The following is a 16,685-nucleotide window of genomic DNA, read 5'->3' on the forward strand; positions in this document are numbered from 1 at the left end:
CCCGGTATTGCGTAAAAACAAATGACAGAAGCGGATCAGGGCCGGCGCGAAACCGGCCCTTTTTCTGTCAGCACCGTATAGGCAAGTGTCTGGTCCAGATGCTCGGCACGCAGGGAGAGAAGCTTTTCGGCATAGGCAAGCCTGATCGCCGTGTAGGCGCCGTCCTCGGCGACATTGGAAAGCTCGGCCGGATCCTTCTCAAGATCGAAGAGCAGCGGCGGAAGCCCGGCGCAATGGACGTATTTGAAGCGCTCGTCGCGCATAACAGCCAGATTGCAGGCATTGGACCGTAAACCGAAATGCCGCTCGGGGACACCCTCGGCGATATCGCGGAAATCGAACTCCCAGAAAGCCGCGTCGCGCCAGTTTTCCGGCTCGGACCCTGCGAGGAACGGCAGCAGGCTTTCGCCATCGACATGATTTGCCGGTTCGATACCAAGCCGGTCACAGAGACTAGGGAAAATATCCGCCGCACTCGTGAAACGCTCCATCTGCCGGCCATGCGTGGCGGGCTGGCGGGGATCGCGAATGACGAGCGGAACATGATAGCTGCCGTCGAAGAAGCCACCCTTGCCGAGCATCCAATGGTCGCCCATCATCTCGGCATGATCGGAAGTGAAGACGATGAGGGTATCGTCCCAGGCGCCGGCATCCTTCAATGCCTGCCAGATCCGGCCAAGCTGCGCGTCGACCTCGGCAATCATGCCGTAGTAGATCGCGCGGATCGCCGCAAAATCCTCAGATGTCCAGTCGCTGATGGAGCCTTTGCCGCCATACATGAAGCCGCCCTTGCCGATCAGCGGCAGGCCGAAGGCGAGCAGCGGATGCGCTGCCATTTCCGTCTCGCGATCGGCGGCACGCGCAAAGGCCGGACCGTCACCGGCAGAAAACATGCGGTTGTAGGGCTCCGGCACAGAGAAGGGCGGGTGCGGCCTCAGGAAGGAAACATGCGCGAACCAGGGCTGATCCGGCTCGCCGAGCCAACGGATGAACTCGCCCGCCAGAAAGGCCGTCTGCGTCTCGTCCTTGGAATAGGCAGGCGCATTGTTGGAAATCTCGCCGGGCTCGGCGCCCACCGGAATATGAATATCGCGGCTGACGGCATCGGCGTGGCCGCGCGACCGCAACCAGGAGAGCCACTGCTTCTCGTGCTCGGGCAAAAGCTGCCGCGGCGTGAAGCCGGGCAGCACGCCCTCATAGGTCGTCAGATGCGGATCATGGGGATCACGGCTGCGTGGGTCCGGCGCCGTATCCGTATAGCCGAACAGCGTCGGATCGTAGCCGGCCCGGCGCGCGGCAAGCGCGACATTGTCGAAACGGGCATCCAGCGGCGACCCATTGCGGCAAACGCGATGGTTCATCTGATAAAGGCCGGTATAAAGCGTCGCCCGCGCCGGCGAACAGGGAGCCGCACCCGCATAATGCCGCCGGAACAGCACGCCCTCCTGGGCGAGCGCATCGACATTCGGCGTCTTCACGCATTCATGGCCGACGGCGGAGAGGCAATCTCCCCGCCATTGATCGGCCGAAATCAGCAGAACGTTCGGGCGCTTGCCCGAATTGCCGGAGGCGCGCTCAGTGCTGGTTGGACTTGGCATGCCAGTTCCATGCGGATTGGATGATCTTCGTCAGATCATATTGCGGCGACCAGCCGAGGATATCGCGCGCCTTGTCGTTGTTGGCGACGAGCGTCGTCGAATCGCCCTCGCGGCGGCCGACATATTCGACCGGGAACGGCCGGTTCGACACGGTCTCGATGGTTCCGAGCAGTTCCTTCACCGTTGTACCCGTGCCCGTGCCGAGGTTAAGCGCGACGGAATCGCCGCCATCAAGCAGATATTCCACGGCGCGGACATGGGCATCCGCCAGATCGAGCACATGGATGTAATCGCGGACGCAGGTGCCGTCGCGCGTATCGTAGTCGCTGCCGAAGACCTTGAAGCCTTGGCGGCGGCCGAGCGCCGCATCGATCGCAAGCGGGATCGCGTGGGTTTCCGGCGTATGCCACTCGCCGATGCGCCCCTCGAAATCGGCGCCGGCGGCGTTGAAATAGCGCAGCACCACGGAGCGCAAGCCCTTATACTGATCGTAATCGGCCAGCGCCTGCTCGACGATATATTTCGTGCGGCCGTAAGGGTTGATCGGCACCTGCCGATGGCTCTCGTCGAGCGGCACGCTCTGCGGCAGGCCATAGGTCGCGCAGGTCGAGGAAAAGACGAAGGCCTTCACGCCGGCCGCCTGGGCTGCCGAAAGCAGCGTCAGCGTGCCGATGACATTGTTTTCGTAGAAGGCGACCGGATCCTTGACCGACTCGCCGACCTCGATCAGCGCGGCGAAATGCAGGATGGCGGCAGGCTTGTGCTTGGCCAGCACCTCGTCGAGGCGCGCCCGATCGCGAATATCGCCTTCCTCGCCCGGACCCCATTTGACGAATTCGCGATGACCGTTGGAGAAATTATCGTAGACGACGGGCTTGAACCCCTTATTCGCCAGATCCAGACATGTGTGCGAACCGATATATCCGGCTCCGCCGACCACAAGCACCGTTTCTCCTGCCATGACCACCCCTTCTTAACTCACAAGGATTTGCCGCCCAAACGCGGCGGACCGGTTCGATCCGACGCGTACACTTAGAGAGCTGTAGCCGACTTGCAAGGCGGGAGAAAGAAGCAAGATTGGTAGTCTCAAGAATGGACGCAGGTGAAAAAGCTAAGCCGGCTTCGCCTCGGCCTTGCCGGCATGCACGAGAATTCCGGTAAGCGCCAGAACCGGCGGCAGCAGGAAACAAGCCATGCCGACAAGCAGGAAAAGCGCCGCCGCCAGCGCACAACCGAAAGCAAAGCCGCCGACGGCAACGCCCATGCGACCAAGCCGCGCCTTCATTGCCGTTTTTTCCTCCTGCTTGGCGCCGCGCAGCAGATCGGCAATGTCGATCATGATCTGCGTCGTCGTGCCCGTCATCATCGTCGTCGGCGGCGTCGAACCGAGATGGATGCGGTGCGCCGTCGTCTGAATGGCCATCGCGGCGACGAGCGTCATCCCGGTCAGAAGCGGCTTCCAGCCATCCCCATCGCCAAACGGGCCGAAGCACATGGCGAGGATCGCCGCAAACACAAGTAGCAGCAATTTCAGCGTAAGGATGATCTGCAGCGTCGGCAGATTGCGCCGCGAGAGATCGCCGCCAATGAGACGGGCGAAGATGACGACGACGCAGAAAACCGGCAGCGCCAGAAGCTTGGCCAGCGCGCCCGAGGTTCCGAGCGCCAAGGAAGCGCCGAGCGTGACGAAATTGCCCGTGACGTGCGCTGTAAACAGCCCATGCAGGGCAAGAAATCCGGCAGTGTCGACATAGCCGCCATTGATACTCAGAAGGGTGGACAGGCTCGGCTTCATCGCTTTCTCGCTGGCTTCGATCGTCTCCGACCTTATCGCGCCGAACAGCCGCCGATGTCGAGCCGGCATGGCTCATCTTCTCATATTTGGAGGCGACGGAAGGATCGCTGGCGCTTCAACCTATCCGGATAGGTTGAAAAGCTGCAGCTTGCGCGCCTCATTCGCCGCGCTCCGCCTCGAGAGCGGCAATTTCATCAGACAGTTCCGCAATGCGTTGCCGGAGCTCTGCTTCCGTGCCGTCGTCCACTTCTTCGTCGCCGAAACAATAGCGGGCTATATGCAGCTCGAGCTTGGCTTCAAGCTGCTCGCGATGGGCGCGTAGATGTTTGAGATAGCTGTTTCGCATTGCGAACCACGCTTTCCGAGAAAAGAAAATAGGTCTCACCCAAATAAATGGGGTCGAAACCAGAAAGTTTCGATAGGCATCCTATGCATCTGCGCCGAAGCCGAGGGTCGACATGCGACAAGGCCGCATTTACAGGCCATTGCAAAGCGGCTGACCGGTCATCACATTCATGCGACCCGCACCTGAAATGATCCTGAAGGCAAATATTAGGCGCTGACATCCGTTTCGGATTTGGGCTAATTCAGGTGGAGTGTTCGAGGTATGTTGTGTTGAACGAAAAAATTGCCGTCATCGGCCTGGGTTATGTGGGCCTGCCCGTCGCGATCGCGCTTGCCGAAAAATTCCGCGACGTGGTCGGTTTAGACATCAAAGCCTCCCGTGTCGCCGCGCTGAAGGCGGGCGAGGACGACACCCGGGAGGTTTCCGTCGAACGGCTGAAGGCAAGCGGGCTGCGCATCACGAGCGAGATCGAGGACCTGCAGGATCGCGATTTCTTCATCGTCGCGGTGCCGACGCCGATCGACCGCAATCGCCAGCCGGATCTGCGGCCGATGATTTCGGCCTCCCGCACGATCGGCAAGGTTTTGCGAAAAGGCTCTATCATCGTCTATGAATCCACCGTCTATCCCGGCGTTACCGAAGAGGTTTGCGGCCCGGTGCTGGCGGAAGTTTCCGGGCTGCGCCAGGGCGAGGATTTTCACGTCGGCTATTCGCCGGAACGCATCAACCCCGGTGACAAGGAGCACACCTTCGAGCGCATCGTGAAGGTCGTCGCCGGCGACGATGCGGAAACGCTGGAAAGGATTGCCGCCGTCTATGGCGCTGTAGTCGAAGCCGGCATCCACCGCGCCCCCAGTATCAAGGTGGCCGAGGCCGCCAAGGTGATCGAAAACACCCAGCGCGACGTCAACATCGCACTGATGAACGAGCTTTCAATCATTTTCGAGAAAATGAATATCCGCACGGCCGACGTGCTGAAGGCAGCACGGACGAAATGGAACTTCCTGCCCTTCACTCCCGGGCTGGTTGGCGGCCACTGCATCGGCGTCGATCCCTATTACCTGACGGCCAAGGCGGAAGAGCTCGGCTATCACCCCGAGGTCATCCTCTCCGGCCGCCGCATCAATGACGGCATGGGCGCTTTCATCGCCCAGAAGCTCATCAAGATGCTGGTCTCGGCAAAGAAGCCGATCAATGGCGCGCGGATCGGCATATTTGGCCTGACCTTCAAGGAGAATGTCCCCGACCTGCGCAACAGCCGCGTGCCCGACATTATAAGCGAACTGCACCAGTTCGGCCTGGAGCCGCTGGTGCACGACCCGATGGCGAGCCAGCGGGAGGCCGAAGAGGAATATGGCATCCGCCTGATGGAGCTGAAGGATTTCGGCAAGCTCGACGCCCTCGTCCTTGCCGTACCCCACAAATCCTATCTGACCGAAGGTGCAGCCGGTATCCTCGACCTCTTGAGCGAGAACGGCGTCATCGTCGACGTAAAGGCGGCGCTCGATCGAGCCAATCCTCTGCTGGACGGTCATTCGATCTGGAGCCTATAGAGCGGTTCAGCTTTTCACGGAATCTCCGAACCGCTCTATCTCTTTGTTTTCACGCAATTCCGAACGGAAAACCGCTACGCACTTTTCCTGGAATTGCTCTAAGGCGGATCGGCCAGCTCAGCGAGCCTTCACCCCCGCGCCGGCGACCGCTGCCGCCACCCCCTCTTCGACCGAATAGGGCGGCGACCAGCCGGTAACCGCCCTCGTCTCGCCGATATCGACCTGAAGCGAGCCAAGCAACCGCTGCCCGGCAGCTCGACGCCCCAGAAGCGCGGCGAGCCCTTCCAGCAACGCCGGCGGCACCGGCAGCAGCCAAGCCTTTCTTCCCATGGCCAGGGATAGTTTGGCGACCAACTGGCCGATCGACAGATCTTCGCCGTCACTGACCAGAAATACACGATTTCCGGCGGCCGGATGGCTGGCGCCAAGCAGCATGAAATCGACGAGATTGCCGACGAAGACGAGCGACCTGCGGTTTCGGACCGCACCAAACGGCCAGGGAAACGGCCGGGCAGCCCATTTCATCAGGCTCGCGAAATTCGCCTTCACGCCGGGACCATAGACGAGCGGCGGCCGGATGATGACGACCTCCATGCCCGTTTCCGCTGATATCGCAAGCAAGGCTTCCTCGGCCTCCAGCTTCGAGCGGCCATAGGCATCTTCCGGATGCGGCGCATCCGAAGCCTTGAAAGGCTTCCCATCCGCCGTCTCCTCGCCATTGACCTTGATCGAGCTCAGGAAGACGAAGCGTTTGACGCCGGCACTTGCGGCCTGCCGCGCCAGATTGGCTGTCGCCTCGACGTTGGCGGCGCGAAATGCGGCCAGCGGATCGGCAGCACTCTCGTTCATGACATGGACACGGGCCGCCAGATGCATGACGACATCGACGCCGGCAAGCGCATCGGACCAATCCGTGCGGCTATCCATCGCCCCGATGGCGACGAAGCCGGAAAGGGAGCTGCGGCTGACCGGGCGATAATCCATCTGCCGTCGCAAAAGCTCGGCACACAAGGCCTGCCCGACAAAACCCGTCGCACCCGTCACCAGGATCATGCCTGCACTGCCTCCGCTTTTCCGCATCACTATTGGCGCAGACATGCTTTGCACGGGATATCCGCTCGGAACAAGGGCTGGGAATCTTGCGGTGGATGGTTGTGCTTAAATTCGCGATATGAGATGCACAGGGCAATGACGACTTTCATCGCCCCAAACCGGCGACGATGCAACTACAAGAGACGATGCTTTATACGATCGCCAAGCGCCTTTTCGACTTTCTCGCCGCTCTTGCCGCGACCATCGTCTTTTTCATTCCGATCCTGATCGTCGCCCTCGCCGTGCGGCTGACGTCGCGCGGCCCGATCCTCTATTGGTCGGATCGGGTCGGCCGCAAAAACAAGATCTTCCGCATGCCGAAATTTCGCAGCATGCGCACCGACACGCCGGCGGTCGCGACCCATCTGCTGAAGGACCCCAAGATCTATCTGACGCCGATCGGCTCCTTCCTGCGCAAATCCAGCCTCGACGAACTGCCGCAGCTCTGGTGCATCCTCAAAGGGGAGATGAGCATCGTCGGCCCGCGCCCTGCCCTTTTCAATCAGCACGACCTCATAGCCCTGCGCATAGAGCGCGGCGTCGACGCTTTGCTGCCGGGTTTGACCGGCTGGGCACAGGTCAACGGCCGCGACGAACTGCCGATCCCAGAGAAGGTTGCCTTGGACGAAGACTATCTGCGCCAGCGCTCGTTTCTTTTCGATCTCAGGATCATTTTCCTGACGGCCTTGAAAGTGGTCCGGCGCGACGGAGTTGCCCATTAACAAGCATCCGGCGAAATCGACATCATTGACGCACCAGCATGGGAAAATTGCCGTATTCCTGCCCCTTTGCGACCATAGGGGCCGTCATGGGGGCGAGAAATGCCGGATGATGAACCGACTCTAGACGAAGGCGGACGACATTGGACGACTCGCGCATGAACAAACCGTATGCTGATCTCGCAGCTGAACCGATCGGCGTCACAAAGGCTGCCAGCAGCATGACAAAACCGGTCGCTATCATCGGCGGCCTGCTCTGGCTGCTCGTCGCCTCCCCGACTGTGGTCGAAAGCGACGCCTATCGCTATGCCACCGCGCTACTGTCCCTCATCGCTCTCTATTATTATATAAAGGCCCCCATACGGCCGCGAACGGACTGGATCGGCTGGCTCTGCATGGGCTGGGCCTTCTATGTCATGGCTCGTTTCTTCATCACCTTCTGGCTGACGCCGCAGCACGATATCGGCGCCTCGGACTGGCTTTATGCCTTCCCCTTCTTCTTCCCCATCATGGGTGTCGCCCTCCTGCTCTATGAAGAGCTGATGGAGAAGATCGTCGCGGCCTATTTCGCCATGGTCCTCATCATGCTGGTGGCCACGCAGCATCTGCGCGAGGTCTTTGCCGGCGAGACCATCCGCCCGCTGATCATGAACAACCAGATCCACGGCGCCGTCGCCTGCGGCATGATCGTGATCTTCACCCTGTTCTGGCTCTTGCATTACCTGACGAACAAATCGAGCGACCGCCGGATCGCGCGCTTCGCCTATATCGTCTCGCCCTTCATCTTCGCGCTCTGTTTCATCGCCATCTACGGCGCCAAATCGAAAGGCGTCTGGCTGGCGCTCGGCATCACCCTGCCGCTGCTGGCACTCATTACACTGACTTACCTGCGCCTGAAGAGCGGCGTGATCATCATCATCGCCGTCGCAGCCCTGTTGATCGCCGGTATCTATGGCGTCCGGCACAATCTCGACAAGACGGCCGGCCCGACAGTGGCGGCAGCCGTTTCCATGGTGGAAAATGTGGCTAATGGCCATGAGATGGAGGGCGTGGTCTCAAACGCCATCAGCTCGACCAATACGCCGGTCTCGATGGACGAACGCCTGCAGCTCTGGTCAAACAGCTGGGAGGTCTTCTCCTCGGCGCCGATCTTCGGCTGGGGCAACAGATGGCTCGAGCGCTGGGCCGAGACCCGCTACTCGCATGTCCAGTACACGCTGCTGCACAACGGCTATCTGGAAATCCTGGTGCGCTACGGCCTGTTCGGCGCTGCAATCATGTCCCTCATGCTCGGCGTCTTCATCCGCGCCGTCTGGCGCGCCCGCAAGGCCGGCATCATCCCCCGAGCCGCGTGGCACGCCTATATCGTCTGCCTTTTCTTTTTCTCGCTGACCCTGCTCAGCAACTCCAACAACCGCCTGGCTATCGGCGAAGGCCTGGCCTTCGCCTCCTCCGCCTTCGCCTGCTGGTGTCATATGCGGCTGAAGGGGGAATATTTGACGATGTCGAGGGTGGAAAGGAAGGAAGCAGCCGTGAGAGCATGATCATGATAGTTGCACGACCGCCTCGACAGCAACACAGAGCACTCCACGATCGAAGCTAGGATGGTTTGTCCTTCCGGAAGCATTGATTGTGATGTTCGTTGTTTCGAAGGGTGAGTGCGACTGAAGTTTCATGTCCTTTTCACCTATTTTCCGTTTACAAGGAACCTCGGTTGAAGCGAACAAAGTAAAGCGCAGGGGCTAATCATCGCTCGATCACGGCTCGAAATAGATCTCGTTCACCCGAAACCGCCGGTCGATCCGCTTGCACTGGACAATAATATCGATCGCGACCTTGAGCAAACTACGAACATCGCCGCGCTCAAGGTCACGACCTCCTTCCGACTCTTTCACGAGTAACGTCAGTTGCTCAATTGCCAGCGCGCAGTAGGTGGCAAGTTTTAGCGGTCGGCATGCCAGCACGGATCACCTATTGGTTCTTGCGAGCGGCTCCTCTTCCCAATCTGCTTCCCGGACCTATCACCTCGCTTCTGGCCGTTTCGGCATTGCCGCAGCATCGCCGTCGGCCGATCGCTTTTGCGAGCCTTCTTTGCTTTTTGTGCGTGGCAGGCTTTTACACCCTGCGGGAATACGCCCGTTTGGTTCCATGGGTGGAGAATCGTCATATGGAACGAGGCGCTCACTTATCTCGACGCCTTCGCGGTTGCCGGGATCATTCTCGGATTTGGTATTGTGGCAATCTCCGCGCGCATTTCGATCGTCGTTTCCGATCCGATCAGGCGCGCCAAGCGCGGCATTTTCGGCGATGCCGATTGGCTGCCCATCCCGGAAGTGGCTAAGCTCTTCCCCCCCGGACGGCGAGATCGTCATCGGCGAACGCTACCGCGTCGACCGTGACCGCGTGCATAAGTTGCCTTTTGATCCGAACGATCACGGGACTTGGGGGCAAGGTGGCAAGGCGCCACTCATGACCTTCAATCAGAATTTCGATTCCACCCATATGTTGTTCTTTGCAGGCTCCGGCGGCTTCAAGACGACCAGCAATGTCATTCCAACAGCGCTGCGCTACAAGGGGCCGCCGATCTGTCGCGATCCATCGACTGAGGTCGCGCCGATAGTTCTCGAACATCGTGCCCATGTGCTCGGCCGCGAAGTCATGGTACTCGACCCCATTTAATCCAGTCAGGGGCTTCAACGTTCATGATGGGATCGAGCGATCGACGCATAAGGAAGAAGACATCGTTGGTATCGCCCATATGCTTTTGTCAGAGAGCTTACGCTTCGACACATCGACTGGTTCCTATTTCCAGAACCAGGCGCACAATCTGTTAACTGGGCTTCTGGCGCATGTGATGCCATCGCCCGATTATGCCGCACTGGTCTGCGGTAATGCGTTCAAATCGAGCGACATCGCTTCCGGACGGAAGGACGTCTTCCTCAACATCCCTGCGTCAATCCTGCGCTACTATCCCGGCATTGGCCGAGTGATCAGCGGCGCGCTGATCAATGCCATGGTCCGGGCCGATGGCGACTTCCGCCAAAGGGCGCTCTTCATGCTCGACGAGGTCGATCTACTGGGTTACATGCGTATTCTTGAAGAAGCGCACGATCACGGGCGCAAGTATGGCATCACATTGATGCTGATGTACCAATCCGTCGGCCAGCTCGAGCGTCATTTCGGCAAGGACGGAGCAAACTCCTGGATTGAAGGCTACGCCTTCACGTCCTACGCCGCAATCAAGACGCTCGATACAGCACGCAATGTCTCCGCCCAATGCGGAGAGATGACCGTCGAAGTCCAGGGACGTTCGCACAATGTCGGCTAGAGCAATTCCAAAAGCGGCGCCCGCAAATCTGAAAGCATCAGTTTCCAACGCCGACCGCTGATAATGCCGCACAAAATCACCCAGTCGATGCGCAAGGGCGAGCGATCTATTTCCGTCACAGGGAGATGGATGAGGCGGCAAAAGTCAATCGTTTTGCGGAGTTCTAGGCTTTGGCGACAAAGCTGAAGCCTATGACGAATTCTGGCAAAGTGGGAAAAGTCGACGGCCGGTATTTGAGATTGACGGGCCAATCTGGCAGCGACTGGTAGTCGCAAAACATGATGAAGCTTGCCGACGGCTTACGACGGTATGCACTCTTAACTTAAATCATAAACGGTATAAAGTGCGCCTGATGTTGATGACGCAATCTCATAGCAATAAGTGAATTGCTCTAGAACTTCAGCCGGACTAAACGCGCACCCCACGGGAGTTGCCAAAGAGACTTACATTGCGAAAACTCATTATCCAGATACCGTGCTTGAACGAAGAAGGGACTTTGCCGCTTACGCTCGCCGATCTCCCGCGTCACGTCGAGGGTTTCGACACGGTGGAGTGGCTCGTCATTGATGATGGCTCGACCGACGGGACGGTGCGGGTTGCGGCCGAAAACGGCGTCGATCACATTATTTCGTTGTCACACAATCAGGGCTTAGCTAAAGCCTTCGTGACTGGAATCGAAACAGCGCTGAAACTCGGGGCCGACGTCATCGTCAACACCGACGCTGACAATCAATATGATGCGTCTTGCATTCCCGACTTGGTCCGCCCCATATTGGAAAAGCGTGCGCAGATCGTAGTAGGCGCCAGACCGATCAGCGAGATAGAACACTTCTCGCCCATCAAGAAAATACTGCAGAGGTTTGGTAGCTGGACCGTGAAGCTGGCAAGCGATACGACCGTCACCGATGCTCCCAGCGGCTTTCGCGCCATCCATCGCGACGCGGCAGTGCAATTGAACGTCTTCAACCGATACACCTACACACTGGAAACGATTATCCAGGCGGGGCGCAAGAATATTCCGATCACCTCCGTGCCGATCCGGGTAAATGGCGATCTGCGACCGTCAAGGCTCGTCAAGAGTGTAGCAAGCTACGTCCGTCGCTCGTTGATCACGATTGTTAGAATATTCATCGTCTACAGCCCACTGCGTTTCTTCACCGCCTGCGCGGCGGTTGTCGCAATACCAGGAGCGTTGATGGTCTTGCGCTTCCTTTATAACTATATGGCCGGCCGTGGTAGCGGCAACATCCAGTCGCTCGTCCTCTCGAGTGCGCTGCTTGCGCTCGCGGGTATTCTTGCCATGAGCGGAATTCTCGCCGAACTCATCGCTGTCAACCGGCAATTGCTCGAAGAGGTCAGGATTCGGCAGTTGCAGCAAGAACTGCGCAACCTCTCGCAGGCTGGTATCGATGGTCAGCCAGCCGAGACGTCCGGCGAACCGAAAAAGAAAGCAAAGGCGCGTGGGTGATCCAATCGCCCGCGTATGACAATTCCACAAAGGGCACGAGGCCGGGGCTTCTGGCTCAAGTTGATAAAATATAAGTAATTCTCTCTGGCACCGTTCGGCTCTTTGTGGTGGAAATCGAAGGCAGATGGGGCCTCAGGCCTATCGCCGCGTCGTGAGCAGGAAGAAATAAAATGACGGAAACGCCGCCAATATACGACAATGTCCCTGGCAACTATTATGACAAGTACAATACGCGGAATCCTATCGCCCGCTATTTGATGAATGGCTTCCTGGACAGTTTCGATGAGCTTACGGTAAAGACCGGAGCCCGCAAAGTGTACGAGGTTGGATGCGGCGAAGGTAATTTGTCGATGCGTCTTCACGACCGCGGTTGGGACGTCCGTGGAAGCGATCTCGAGATATCGAGTGTCGCGGAATCCAATCAGCAGTGCGCAAAGCGTGGCATCGCGCCGAGATTTGAAGCCCGCTCACTCTTCGATCTGACACGGAAGGAAGCGTCCGCCGAACTGGTGATCTGTTGTGAAGTGCTGGAGCATGTTCCCCAAACCCAGCGTGCGTTGGCCGTTTTGAAATCGCTGGCAAATCCATATCTCCTCCTCAGCGTACCGAGGGAGCCCATCTGGCGCATACTCAATCTGGCTCGGGGTAAATACATCACGGACCTGGGCAATACGCCCGGTCACATCCAGCATTGGTCCTCCGCCAATTTTATTGATATGCTGGGAAAAACGATGAAAGTCGTTGAGGTTCGAACGCCGCTTCCTTGGACGATGGTTCTTTGCCGCTGTGATTGAGACGACGCCGGAAAGCCTGGCAGCGCAGGCAAACCGAATGAAGCCTGTCGTCCGCATCGTCGGTGTCATTGTTAGCTTAGCCGCATTTGCCTTCGTTGGTCGGGCTATCTACCGTTCGCTGGACAGCCTGCAACAGCAGCTTGTTTCTCCATTATTTCTGTTTGCCGTTGCTGGCTCCATTTTCGCGTATGCGATGATCCTCCAACTTTGTGGACTGGCGTGGTATCGGCTACTGACTGCCATCGATGATCCCTCGTTCGGTATCGGACGTGCGCTCGCAATTTATGGAAAAACGCAAATCTACAAATACCTGCCTAGCAACGTACTTCACATGGTCGGGCGCTATCGTCTCGCCAGAAGCGCGGGAGCATCGAACAAGGCCCTTGCTTTTGCTCAAATAGCGGAATTGCTCACCATCCTCCTGGCAGCGGCAGGCATCTCGGCACTGTTAGCAAGAGCGGTTTTAGTCCATGCACTCGAGGAACGTGGCATCGATGATCCAACTTTGGTCAACGTATTGGTTGTAGGCGGTATTGCCGTCCTGGCCGTTGGCGCGACGACGATTGTTCGCCAGAGGATGGCAGAAACCCGGCGGAAAGCATTTGTCGCAGCTGCCGTAGCCTTCGCCATTTACGCACTGTTTTTCATTGGAAGCGGATTGCTGCTAGCCGCGCTCTGCAAAAGCCTTTCTACTGCTAGTGGGGTGTCCGAACTGATCGGCATCGGAGCTGCGGCATGGCTCGTCGGATTCGTCGTTCCGGGTGCACCTGGAGGGCTTGGCGTCCGCGAGACTATCCTTATTGCCGGCCTCTCCGCAGCGGGCTTGCCTGCGGCCGAAGCGACAGCAGTCGCACTCGGATATCGTTTCGTAACGACTGTTGGAGACGCCCTTGTTGCCACGGTCATCATGCTTCTTGAGTTCAAAAAATAAACCAACGCATGCTTTGGAATTGTCGGAGCAAACATGTCGGAAGTCGATAACTGGACCGCTCGCGAAAAGGCCTTCGCAATCTTAGCGGTTAGCCTAATGCTTTTTTTCCATGGCGCCGTCCCGTTCTTGATGACGCCCACGCTGGGGCAGGCAGTCTGGACATCGGGTTTTGCAAAATCATTCGCCAACGGACCTTTGTATAGCATATACGCGCATAACTTTGGACTTCCGAAACCCGCTGCGATTGCGTTTGGCTTGGCCGGCGCTCTGCCCGAAAGCTGGTTGATCCGACTGGGGCTGCGCCCTTCCGACGCTTACGCCGGAATGGTTGCCCTCTGGTTGATGCTGGCATTCTGTTCAGCCTATCTCATTTCCCGCACGTTTGGAGCAAGCCGTTCAGTTTCCATCCTTGGTGCTATGACGTGGATGAGCATGCCCACCATCTGGGCGCATGCTGGCTATTCCATGCTTTCGCTGGGGATCGCCCTGTTACCATTTTACTTCCTGGCAACGTTAAATTTGTTCCAGCAGCAGTCAAAATCCGGCCTGATATTGGCAACTATATTTTACATGATAGCAACTATTATATCCGTATTCATGGATGGATATACTTTTGTCATGTTCGCAATTGGATCAAGTATACTTCTATTGATCAATATTCTTGTTGATGTCGCAAAGCGTCGAAGCCTACTGGCAACAGTCTTTCCTATCCATATAGTTAGCTTCTTTCTAGCTTACATAGCATACATTATCTACATTGGTAAGGATAGCTTTGAAGAAATTCCATTAAATTTTTTTCGCGGGTGGGGACTTGATTTATCTTTTATTGTTATTCCGACAAAGGGCCTATTTTGGTTTTTGGATACTCTTGACATTAGTATCCGCCGTACTGACGAAATTTACTTTGGGGATTCCTCCGTTTGGAAAACAACATTTTCTCTTCCGATAATTATAGCTGGACTGTTTTCTTGGTGGCAGGTTAGGCGGCGACGAAACCTAGCGACAGGCTTGTTGGTTGTCGCCGTAGTTGCTTTTTTCATGGCGCTTGGACCGTCCCTGAAGATAAATTCCGTTAAACCCGAAGATATGCAGGCAAATCATCCCAGGCAGCAGAGCGCTATGATGTCTGCTGAGTACGGTCTCGGTCCAACGGGCACTGGCTGGATTTCAGAAACCTTACCAGGTTTCAAAGCTATGAGGGCATCTTACCGCTGGTCCGCCCTTGGGATATTCGCATTATGGGCATCTGTCGTTGTTTGGACGGGATCATTTCGAAAAGGAAGCCTGTTTCCCGTTGCTACGCTGGCGTTAATTACCTTCTTAAACATTCCAAATCTTCCCCAGCGATTTCGCTCGCTTATGGATAACAGAGCACAATTCCTCCAGATTGACAGAGATCTAGTGGAGAAGCTTCGCTATAAAGTTAAGCAGAATGAAGTAGTTGCCTTCGTTCCGTGGGGCAATGATTTCATCGCAAACTATTTAGCACCGACTGCCCACTTCCGCACTTTCAATATAGGCGGCGATAAAAACCTCCTCACAGCGCTCTCGAACTGGCCTTCAGCCATGGTGGCTTTAGGTGGAGACCTCGATGAAAGTAAGATTGCCGATATCATTAGGCTACTTTGGGGAAAAAAAGCTGATGCGGTAGTGATACCTTACTTCCACATGCTGTCATCTTCTTACCTTTGGCCCTGTGTCAGCCAGACACAAGCCACGCTCACAGAGATTGACAAGGAGGATTGGAATGGAATCCCGGGATTCTACTGTCCGGATCAACGGAAAATTGCTCTTCAGCCCGTTATTCAAGAGATCGAGCGGCTACCATACATTGAGGTGGCAGACGGCGATCTGTTTGCAACGATAAGGCTACAGCCGCAGTTCGCCGCGGAAACTGGGCGACAAACTCTGATGAATGCTCTCTTTGGGGAAGTCCACTACCCAATCGAGTTTGGTTCAGCGCTAAAGGACAGCTCATTTATCTTGCCGCAGGGATGGTATGCTTTGGAAGAGCGCCAAGTCTGGTCACAGCATTCTTCCAAACTTGTGCTCCCAGTTCCGCGCGACTGCAAGATCAAGGAATGCTTTGCCGTTCTTCATTTCAATGTCTTTGGCGCCAGCGGGCAACGGCCGGTAGCGGTCGAGTTTGAAAGTCCAATGAATGGCGGCGATTGGAATGAAAGAATAGTTTTCTCAACTCAAGATAACAACAAGATTTCGATGCCCTTGGACACGAGTAAAACCTACCAAGAGATAAGGATAAAAGTTCCTGACGCAACTTCCCCACATGCTCTGACAGGCTCATTCGACGAACGCATATTGGGCATCGGAATTATCCGCGCCGATCTAGGTCTCCGTCCTAGATAGCTCGTGTAACCCCACGGTGGGGGCCGTCTTGCCGGCGAGCCTACGAAACCTCGTGCTCCATGTTCTCAAAAATGCCAAACACGAACATTAACTTAACATCTCTAAACGTGAGCTAAAGGATTGACCTCAACTTGGAGTATTATTGCGGGACGTTAGGAAGTCCTCGGACTGCGATAGTAATATGGGATCTGGGTAAGACATCGCCTAACGCGGAGGCTGGGCTATTCAAATAGCCCACGAGCGTCGATCAGCAAGTGCATCAAGAATAATGCCGGTGCTGTTTTAAGATGCTTGAGGACGCCTAAGCAATGCTCCCCTTTTGTCGATGTCGGAAACCGGTGAATTTCTGCGCGTGCCTTTCAAGAAGGCTGAGCAGATGTTTGATAGTGTAAGAGGTTGTGCATCTATATGCCCAATGTTTAGGCGCTCGTCAGCTGCTGAAGATTTCTGCGGGTCTCCAAGTCGCTCAGAAGAATCTGGTTATTTTTAACTTTTGTGCGCTGTGCCGGCGTAACATTTGAATTCCGCCGTTAGGTTTGGTTAAGGATGGGATCATAGAATGATATGTCGTTGTTGCCGTAGCATGACGTAAGCCGTACGGCATCTTTCAGATGCATCGATCACCACGCGGCTTATTGTGTTCTAAGGGATTGGTTCGAGCGACAGTCCGCACGTCAATTGTTGAAGTAAGTTG

At 56.6% G+C, this 16,685-nt stretch carries 12 protein-coding genes and 2 pseudogenes; 8 read left to right on the top strand and 6 right to left on the bottom strand.

Annotated elements, in window-relative coordinates; all coding sequences use genetic code 11:
* Positions 1-35 precede the first annotated feature (35 nt).
* The 4 genes from GA0061103_RS34405 to GA0061103_RS35525 form a co-directional block, all read right to left on the bottom strand.
* Positions 36-1,598 carry an alkaline phosphatase family protein gene (locus GA0061103_RS34405; RefSeq protein WP_092720439.1) on the bottom strand — a complete coding sequence of 521 codons (1,563 nt, stop codon included), beginning with the start codon at positions 1,596-1,598 and terminating at the stop codon, positions 36-38.
* Positions 1,576-2,559, bottom strand: coding sequence for a UDP-glucose 4-epimerase GalE (gene galE, locus GA0061103_RS34410; RefSeq protein WP_092720441.1), 984 nt, complete (start codon positions 2,557-2,559; stop codon positions 1,576-1,578). Before galE ends, GA0061103_RS34405 begins: the two co-directional genes overlap by 23 nt.
* 150 nt (positions 2,560-2,709) lie before the next feature.
* Positions 2,710-3,393 carry a YoaK family protein gene (locus tag GA0061103_RS34415; protein ID WP_092720476.1) on the bottom strand — a complete coding sequence of 228 codons (684 nt, stop codon included), beginning with the start codon at positions 3,391-3,393 and terminating at the stop codon, positions 2,710-2,712.
* A gap of 157 nt (positions 3,394-3,550) precedes the next feature.
* Positions 3,551-3,739 carry a hypothetical protein gene (locus GA0061103_RS35525; protein ID WP_092720443.1) on the bottom strand — a complete coding sequence of 63 codons (189 nt, stop codon included), beginning with the start codon at positions 3,737-3,739 and terminating at the stop codon, positions 3,551-3,553.
* A 266-nt stretch (positions 3,740-4,005) separates the two neighbouring features.
* Between GA0061103_RS35525 and GA0061103_RS34425 the strand changes: the two genes are divergently transcribed.
* Positions 4,006-5,292 (top strand): nucleotide sugar dehydrogenase, encoded by a 1,287-nt coding sequence (locus GA0061103_RS34425; protein ID WP_092720444.1) that lies wholly within the window; start codon positions 4,006-4,008, stop codon positions 5,290-5,292.
* 117 nt (positions 5,293-5,409) lie between these two features.
* Here the strand turns inward: GA0061103_RS34425 and GA0061103_RS34430 are convergent, their stop codons facing one another.
* Positions 5,410-6,345 carry a UDP-glucose 4-epimerase family protein gene (locus GA0061103_RS34430; protein WP_092720446.1) on the bottom strand — a complete coding sequence of 312 codons (936 nt, stop codon included), beginning with the start codon at positions 6,343-6,345 and terminating at the stop codon, positions 5,410-5,412.
* 185 nt (positions 6,346-6,530) lie between these two features.
* On the opposite strand from GA0061103_RS34430, the gene GA0061103_RS34435 reads away from it, so the two are divergent.
* Both GA0061103_RS34435 and GA0061103_RS34440 read left to right on the top strand, forming a co-directional pair.
* On the top strand, positions 6,531-7,106 hold the full coding sequence (locus GA0061103_RS34435; RefSeq protein ID WP_092720448.1) for a sugar transferase: 576 nt from the start codon (positions 6,531-6,533) through the stop codon (positions 7,104-7,106).
* 155 nt (positions 7,107-7,261) lie between these two features.
* Entirely contained in the window at positions 7,262-8,647 is a 1,386-nt protein-coding gene (locus GA0061103_RS34440; protein WP_092720449.1) for an O-antigen ligase family protein, read from the top strand.
* Positions 8,648-8,860: 213 nt separating this feature from the next.
* Here GA0061103_RS34440 and GA0061103_RS35530 read toward each other — a convergent pair.
* Positions 8,861-9,025: pseudogene (locus GA0061103_RS35530) on the bottom strand (P-type DNA transfer ATPase VirB11); the annotation flags it as partial.
* On the opposite strand from GA0061103_RS35530, the pseudogene GA0061103_RS34450 reads away from it, so the two are divergent.
* The 5 genes and pseudogenes from GA0061103_RS34450 (at position 9,019) to GA0061103_RS34470 (ending at position 15,991) form a co-directional block, all read left to right on the top strand.
* A pseudogene (locus GA0061103_RS34450) lies at positions 9,019-10,598 on the top strand (type IV secretory system conjugative DNA transfer family protein). The pseudogenes GA0061103_RS35530 and GA0061103_RS34450 overlap by 7 nt on opposite strands.
* Before the next feature lie 281 nt (positions 10,599-10,879).
* Positions 10,880-11,899, top strand: a complete 1,020-nt coding sequence (locus GA0061103_RS34455; RefSeq protein ID WP_245304962.1) for a glycosyltransferase family 2 protein — start codon at positions 10,880-10,882, stop codon at positions 11,897-11,899.
* A gap of 170 nt (positions 11,900-12,069) precedes the next feature.
* Positions 12,070-12,693, top strand: a complete 624-nt coding sequence (locus GA0061103_RS34460; protein WP_092720456.1) for a class I SAM-dependent methyltransferase — start codon at positions 12,070-12,072, stop codon at positions 12,691-12,693.
* On the top strand, positions 12,641-13,624 hold the full coding sequence (locus GA0061103_RS34465; RefSeq protein ID WP_141694516.1) for a lysylphosphatidylglycerol synthase domain-containing protein: 984 nt from the start codon (positions 12,641-12,643) through the stop codon (positions 13,622-13,624). Before GA0061103_RS34460 ends, GA0061103_RS34465 begins: the two co-directional genes overlap by 53 nt.
* A gap of 33 nt (positions 13,625-13,657) precedes the next feature.
* The gene (locus tag GA0061103_RS34470; protein ID WP_092720460.1) at positions 13,658-15,991 is read left to right on the top strand and encodes a hypothetical protein; all 2,334 of its coding nucleotides are present in this window, start codon (positions 13,658-13,660) and stop codon (positions 15,989-15,991) included.
* Positions 15,992-16,685 lie beyond the last annotated feature (694 nt).

Source organism: Martinezella multihospitum (assembly GCF_900094585.1).
GTDB lineage: Bacteria > Pseudomonadota > Alphaproteobacteria > Rhizobiales > Rhizobiaceae > Rhizobium > Rhizobium multihospitium.

Coding starts and splice junctions, on each gene's coding strand:
- GA0061103_RS34435 (WP_092720448.1), top strand. CDS start 6,531: ATGCTTTATACGATCGCCAAGCGCCTTTTCGACTTTCTCGCCGCTCTT.
- GA0061103_RS34415 (WP_092720476.1), bottom strand. CDS start 3,393: ATGAAGCCGAGCCTGTCCACCCTTCTGAGTATCAATGGCGGCTATGTC.
- galE (WP_092720441.1), bottom strand. CDS start 2,559: ATGGCAGGAGAAACGGTGCTTGTGGTCGGCGGAGCCGGATATATCGGT.
- GA0061103_RS34460 (WP_092720456.1), top strand. CDS start 12,070: ATGACGGAAACGCCGCCAATATACGACAATGTCCCTGGCAACTATTAT.
- GA0061103_RS34440 (WP_092720449.1), top strand. CDS start 7,262: ATGAACAAACCGTATGCTGATCTCGCAGCTGAACCGATCGGCGTCACA.
- GA0061103_RS35525 (WP_092720443.1), bottom strand. CDS start 3,739: ATGCGAAACAGCTATCTCAAACATCTACGCGCCCATCGCGAGCAGCTT.
- GA0061103_RS34430 (WP_092720446.1), bottom strand. CDS start 6,345: ATGATCCTGGTGACGGGTGCGACGGGTTTTGTCGGGCAGGCCTTGTGT.
- GA0061103_RS34470 (WP_092720460.1), top strand. CDS start 13,658: ATGTCGGAAGTCGATAACTGGACCGCTCGCGAAAAGGCCTTCGCAATC.
- GA0061103_RS34405 (WP_092720439.1), bottom strand. CDS start 1,598: ATGCCAAGTCCAACCAGCACTGAGCGCGCCTCCGGCAATTCGGGCAAG.